This is a genomic window from Actinomycetospora sp. (assembly GCF_055612215.1).
Genome location: NZ_JBVPVA010000839.1, coordinates 1 through 5,678, shown reverse-complemented (window position 1 = coordinate 5,678; position 5,678 = coordinate 1). Strand labels below are relative to the sequence as shown.

Below are 5,678 nucleotides of genomic sequence, written 5' to 3'. Positions count from 1 at the left end.
GGGTAGGCGCGCCGCACGACGGGGTGCGCGGCGACGTCGCTGTTCAGCGCACCGGCGCCGATCGTCAGGCCGCTGTCGCCCGTCTCCGTGATCGTCGTGCTCGTCACCCGGGCGACGTCGACGAGCGCGCTCGGGGTGGCGACGCCGAGCTTGAGGTGGTCGAGCAGATTGGTGCCGCCGGCCAGGAACGCGGCGTCGGGGTCGGCGCCGACGGCGGCGACCGCGGCCCCGGCGTCGTCGGGACGGGTGTAGGTGAACGGCCTCACCGCGACGCCACCTCCGCCACGGCGCTGACGATGTTCGTGTAGGCGGCGCAGCGGCACAGGTTGCCGCTCAGACGCTCGGCGATCTCGGCGCGGTCGAGCACCGTGTCCGCGGTCAGATCGTCGGTGACCGCGCTCGGCGCGCCACGGTCCGCCTCGTCGAGGAGCCCGACCGCCGAGCAGACCTGCCCGGGGGTGCAGTAGCCGCACTGGTAGGCGTCGTGGGCGAGGAACGCCTCGGCGACCGGGTGGAGCCCGCCGTCGCGGGCGAGCCCGTCCGCGGTGGTGACCTCGGCGCCGTCCTTCGCGACGGCGAGGGTCAGGCAGGACAGCACCCGGCGCCCGTCGACGAGCACGGTGCACGCACCGCACTGGCCGTGGTCGCAGCCCTTCTTCGGGCTGGTGTTGCCCAGGTGCTCGCGCACGGCGTCGAGGAGGGTGGTGCGCGGGTCGAGGTCGAGGTCGCAGTGCCGGCCGTCGACGGTGAGTCCGATGGGGATGGTGGTGGTCACGCTGCTCCCGAGGGGGTTCCAGGAACTGATCCGGTTCCGGGACCCACCGTTCCACGATCTCCGGCGGCCAGCATGGGACCGCTGGTCCCAGGAAGGGGCGCCGCCCCATGTGAACGATTGTGGTCGTCGGGGCGACCACATCCGTTCACGTGCGCGGAGCGCTCGCGCGGATGTGGGCGATCATCGCGTCGAGCGCGGTGCGCAGCGGCTCGGTGCTGCGACGGGTCTGGGTCAGCACCAGGCCCCCTTGCAGAGCGGCGAGCAGTGCGAGGGCCAGCGCGTCGGTGTCGGTGTCGGCGCGGAGCTCTCCCCGGTCGCGCATCCGGGCGAGCCCGGCGCGGATCGGTGCCTCCCAGCGCTCGAAGCCGGCGGCGAGGTCGGCACGGGCCTCCGGGTCGTCGTCGGCCAGCTCGGCGGCGATCGAGCCGATCGGACAGCCGCCCTGACAGTGGCGCTGCTCCTGGAGGTCGACGAGCAGGTCCCGCCAGTGTTCGAGGGCCTCGAAACTGTCGAGGTGGTCGAGGAGCGGCCGCTGCGCGTCGAGGATGCCGTCGGTCTGACGCGCTGGCCGCCGGCGGCCCCGCCGGGCGACCCGCGCAGCCCGAGGAGATCGCGGCGGCGATCACCCTCCTCGCCACCGACGAGGCGAGCTTCGTCCACGGGGCCGTGCTCCCGGCCGATGGCGGGCGGATCGCCGTCTGAGGCGCCGCCCGACCCGTCGAGTGGACCCCGGGGGCTGCACCGGCAGCCGTGGGGGTCCGCTCGGCGCCTGCGAGTCCGATCGCAACGTGGAGCGCACGGCGCCCTCGCTGCTTCTATGTGCTCGAACGGCCCGGTCGCTCCCGAACCGCGGTGCGGTGAGGCTCAGTGCGGCCCGAGGAGATTGGTCCGCACGTCGAGCAGGTGCCCGCGCATGTGCTCGCGGGCCGCGTCCGGGTCGCGCTCGACCAGCGCGGCCACGATCTCGCCGTGGCAGCGCTCGTACTCGCGGCGCCGCTCCACGGTCGCGGACCGCCGCTTGAGGCTGCCCCACACGGGCAGGTCGCGGGCGGCGTTCATGGTGTCGAACAGGCGCAGCAGCAGGCCGTTGTGGGCCGCCGCGGCGATGGCGCGGTGGAGCGCGGAGTCCCACGCCTCGAACTCGTCGTGGGTGCCCGTCGCGTCGCCGCGGCGCAGGCAGTGGTGCACGTGGTCGATGTCGGCCTGGGTGGCGTGCCGGGCCGCGAGGGCCGCGATCTCCGGCTCGAGGACCAGGCGGGTCGCCATGATCTCCGCGGGGCTGGTCTGGAGGACGCCGCGGGCCGCGGGGGGCAGGCCCGGGTCGGCCTCGAGCTCGGCGAGGAAGGTGCCGCGCCCGACGTGGCGGGTGATGCGGCCCTCGCGCTCGAGCTCGCCCAGCGCCGCGCGGATCGCGGTGCGCGAGGCCTGCAGCGTCTCGCAGAGCGCGCGCTCCGTCGGGATCTTCGCGCCGGTCCCCAGCGTGCCCGCGGCGACGGCCTCGTCGAGCAGCCGGCGCAGGCGGGTGACGACGGGAGCGGCGGTCACCGGTGCGGCCATGCGACCAATATTAGACCAATGCCGAGCCGCTGTGCCTATTGGCTTGCGATTCGCCTCGACGTACGGTCGCTGAAGGGCCGCGAGGTGAGGCACCACACGCCTCGATTGGTCTTGATTGGTTCGTAAGACGCCGAGGTGCGCGTGCGCGCCGAGGAAGGAGCGGGAGCCCGTGAAGCTGGTGACGTTCACCGCCGACGGCCCGGAGGCCGTGGGGTTGGTCGCCCCCGAGGACGACTCCCGGGTGCTCGACCTGACCCCGGTCGTGGGGGAGCGGTCGCTGCTCGCCGTCGTCGAGGAGTGGGACCGCCTCGGTCCGCGGGTCGCCGAGGCCCGCGACCTGCCGAGCGTCGTCGGCGCCACCCTGCGCGCCCCGTTCCCCGTGCCACGCCGGGACCTCTTCGCCGTCGGCAAGAACTACCGCGAGCACGTCGCGGAGTTCGGCCGCTCGGGCTACGACACCCCGCAGCGGTCGGAGGACCTCCCGGACAAGCCGATCGTCTTCTCCAAGGCCACGACGAGCGTGACCGGTCCCTACGACGACGTCGAGGCCCACACCGGGGTCACCGCCGAGCTCGACTACGAGGCCGAGCTCGCCGTGATCATCGGGCGCGGCGGCCGGGGCATCTCCCGCGACGAGGCGATGGAGCACGTCTGGGGCTACACCATCGTCAACGACGTCACCGCCCGCGACGTGCAGCGCGACCACAAGCAGTGGCTGCTCGGCAAGTCGCTCGACACGCACGCCCCGATGGGCCCGTGGGCCGTGACCGCCGACGAGGTCGGGGACGTCACCGCCCTCGAGGTCTCCTCCAGCGTCAACGGCGAGCCGCGCCAGAAGGCGCCCGTCGCGGACCTGATCTTCGACGTGCCGGAGCTGATCCGGGTGATCTCCGCGGGGATCACGCTCCTGCCGGGCGACGTCATCGCCACCGGCACCCCGGCCGGCGTCGGGATCGGGTTCGACCCGCCGCGGTTCCTGCAGCCCGGCGACGTCGTCGAGTGCGCCATCACCGGCCTCGGCGCCCTGCGCAACACCATCCGCTGAACCACCCCCACGCACCCCACCAGGAGGACGAGCACGTGAAGGTCAACGGCAAGGAACTGGCGGTCGAGATCACCGGCGAGGGCCCGGTGGTGCTGCTGGTGCACGGCCTCGGCGGGACGTCGAACTTCTACCAGCCGCAGGTCGCCGCACTCGCCGAGCGGTTCACCGTCGTCCGGCCCGACATGGAGGGCTCCGGGCGCACCGCGGTCCGCGGCCGGCTGACGATCGAGGGCTTCGCCAACGACCTCGCCGACATGCTCAAGAACCTCGACGCCGGCCCGGCGCGCGTGGTCGGCCACTCGATGGCGACCATCACCGTCCGGCTGCTCGCCGCCACCCGCCCCGAGCTGGTCTCCCACCTCGCCCTGCTCGGCGCAGTCCCCGCGCCGTTGCCCGAGGCCGGCCAGCAGGGCCAGCACGACCGCGCGGCCAAGGCCCGCGCCGGCGAGATGGAGGCGATCGCCGACGCCGTCATGGGCAACGCGACCGCCGAGGCGACCCGCCGCGACCACCCGGCCACCGCGGCCTTCGTCCGGGAACTGGTGCTGCGCCAGGACCCGGAGGGCTACGCCCGCTCCTGCGAGGCGCTCGCGGGCGCACCCGATCCGGGCCCGGTCTCGTCCGACCTGCCCCTGCTGCTGGTCACGGGCGCCGACGACGGCGTCGGGAAGCCCGAGATCAGCCACGCCCTCGCCGACGCCCACGGCGCCGCCACCCTCGACGTGCTCGACGACTGCGGGCACTGGACGGCGCTCGAGCGCCCGCACGAGGTCACCGAGCACCTCCTCAAGTTCTTCTGATCCCCCCAAGCGAAAGCCTCGACGACGAGGAGCCCGTCATGAGCAAGGTCCTGTTCCGCAACGTCTCCATCCTCGACTCCACCGGCGCCGACCCCTACCCGGGCGACGTCCTCGTCGAGGACGACCGCATCGCGGCCGTCGGCACCGTCGACCCGGCCCGCGCCGAGGGCGCGCAGCTCGTCGAGGGCCGTGGCCGCACCCTCATGTCGGGCCTGTGCGACGCGCACACCCACTTCTCGTGGAACAACTCCGCCGACCTCGACGGGCTGGGCCACATGCCCGTGGAGGAGCACCTGCTCTTCGCCGTCGAGTCGGCGAAGAAGTACCTCGACTCGGGCTACACCATGTGCCTCGGCGCCGCGTCGGCGAAGGAGCGCCTCGACGTCGTGTGCCGCGACGCCATCAACGCCGGGCGCATCCCCGGCCCGCACTATCTCGCCAACGGCCCCGAGATCGCCACGACCGGCGGCGCGATCATCAAGTCGATCACGAAGTTCGCCGACGGGCCCGAGGGCATGCGCAAGGCGGTGCGCGAGCTCATCGACATCGGCGTCGACCAGATCAAGCTGTCGATGACCGGTGAGGAGATCACCGGCACGATGCGCGCGGAGGACACCTACTTCTCCGACGAGGAGGTGGCCGCCGCCGTCGCCGAGGCCCATCGGCGCGGCAAGCGGGTCTGCGCCCACGCCCGTTCCGCGGAGAGCGTGAAGATGTGCCTGCGGAACAAGGTCGACATCGTCTACCACGCCTCGTTCACCGACGCCGAGGGCATGGACATGCTCGAGGCGAACAAGGACTGGGTGTGGGTCGGGCCCGGCATCAACTGGCTCGTCGCGACGCTCTACGAGGCCGAGGCCTTCGGGTTCCCGCAGGAGGCCGCCGAGGCCGTCGGGTACAAGAAGGAGCTCGAGGTCGCGATCGAGGGCCTGCGCGAGATGCACCGCCGTGGCGTGCGCATCGTGCCCGGCGGCGACTACGGCTTCGCCTGGACGCCGCACGGCACCTACGCCCGCGACCTGGAGCACTTCGTCGAGCTGCTCGGCTTCACGCCGATGGAGGCGATCCTCTCGGCGACCAAGCTCGGGGGCGAGATCATGATGCGTCCCGACGAGCTCGGGCAGGTCCAGCCCGGGTTCCTCGCCGACCTGATCCTCGTCGACGGTGACCCCCTCGCGGACATCACCGTGCTCCAGGACCACGACCGGATCCAGGCGATCATGAAGGAGGGGCGCTTCCACAAGGAGGACGCGCCCCTGGTGACCCAGAGCGGCCTGGACCGCCCCGCCGGTCAGGTGAGCGAGGCGACCCGCGAGTACGTCGCGGCCCGTCCCTGACCTCCCCGCTGACGCCCCGTACGTGCGTGCCCCGACCCGGGCACGCACGCACGGGGCCGTAGGCCCCCGACGAGCCGGCGCGCGCGTGCCGCCGCGCCGGCCCTGTCCGCGCGTCCTCATCCGCCGCCCGACGCCTCCGTGCGCCGGTCCCGCCCGCCACGGAG

8 protein-coding genes are annotated in these 5,678 nt (G+C 73.3%); 4 read left to right on the top strand and 4 right to left on the bottom strand.

Annotated features, from left to right (window positions below):
• The 3 genes from AC0CYZ_RS22905 to AC0CYZ_RS22895 form a co-directional block, all read right to left on the bottom strand.
• The coding region (locus tag AC0CYZ_RS22905) for an FAD binding domain-containing protein (RefSeq protein ID WP_472219597.1) at positions 1-266 on the bottom strand (266 nt) is incomplete at its 3' end.
• The gene (locus AC0CYZ_RS22900) at positions 263-775 is read right to left on the bottom strand and encodes a 2Fe-2S iron-sulfur cluster-binding protein (RefSeq protein ID WP_472219595.1); all 513 of its coding nucleotides are present in this window, start codon (positions 773-775) and stop codon (positions 263-265) included. The genes AC0CYZ_RS22900 and AC0CYZ_RS22905, both read right to left, overlap by 4 nt.
• A gap of 145 nt (positions 776-920) precedes the next feature.
• Complete coding sequence (locus AC0CYZ_RS22895) at positions 921-1,253, bottom strand: TetR family transcriptional regulator C-terminal domain-containing protein (protein WP_472219601.1); 333 nt, start codon at positions 1,251-1,253, stop codon at positions 921-923.
• Between the two features lie 86 nt (positions 1,254-1,339).
• On the opposite strand from AC0CYZ_RS22895, the gene AC0CYZ_RS22890 reads away from it, so the two are divergent.
• On the top strand, positions 1,340-1,477 hold the full coding sequence (locus AC0CYZ_RS22890) for an SDR family oxidoreductase (protein WP_472219599.1): 138 nt from the start codon (positions 1,340-1,342) through the stop codon (positions 1,475-1,477).
• A gap of 162 nt (positions 1,478-1,639) precedes the next feature.
• Here AC0CYZ_RS22890 and AC0CYZ_RS22885 read toward each other — a convergent pair whose 3' ends face one another.
• Entirely contained in the window at positions 1,640-2,332 is a 693-nt protein-coding gene (locus tag AC0CYZ_RS22885) for a FadR/GntR family transcriptional regulator (RefSeq protein WP_472219593.1), read from the bottom strand.
• Positions 2,333-2,501: 169 nt separating this feature from the next.
• Here AC0CYZ_RS22885 and AC0CYZ_RS22880 point away from each other — a divergent pair, with 169 nt between their 5' ends.
• The 3 genes from AC0CYZ_RS22880 to AC0CYZ_RS22870 are packed head-to-tail and all read left to right on the top strand — an operon-like array spanning position 2,502 to position 5,514.
• Positions 2,502-3,377 (top strand): fumarylacetoacetate hydrolase family protein, encoded by an 876-nt coding sequence (locus tag AC0CYZ_RS22880; RefSeq protein WP_472219591.1) that lies wholly within the window; start codon positions 2,502-2,504, stop codon positions 3,375-3,377.
• Positions 3,378-3,412: 35 nt separating this feature from the next.
• Positions 3,413-4,177, top strand: a complete 765-nt coding sequence (locus tag AC0CYZ_RS22875) for an alpha/beta fold hydrolase (protein ID WP_472219589.1) — start codon at positions 3,413-3,415, stop codon at positions 4,175-4,177.
• A gap of 38 nt (positions 4,178-4,215) precedes the next feature.
• A complete protein-coding gene (locus AC0CYZ_RS22870) occupies positions 4,216-5,514 on the top strand; it encodes a metal-dependent hydrolase family protein (protein ID WP_472219587.1) in 1,299 nt (432 codons plus the stop codon).
• Positions 5,515-5,678: the final 164 nt, after the last annotated feature.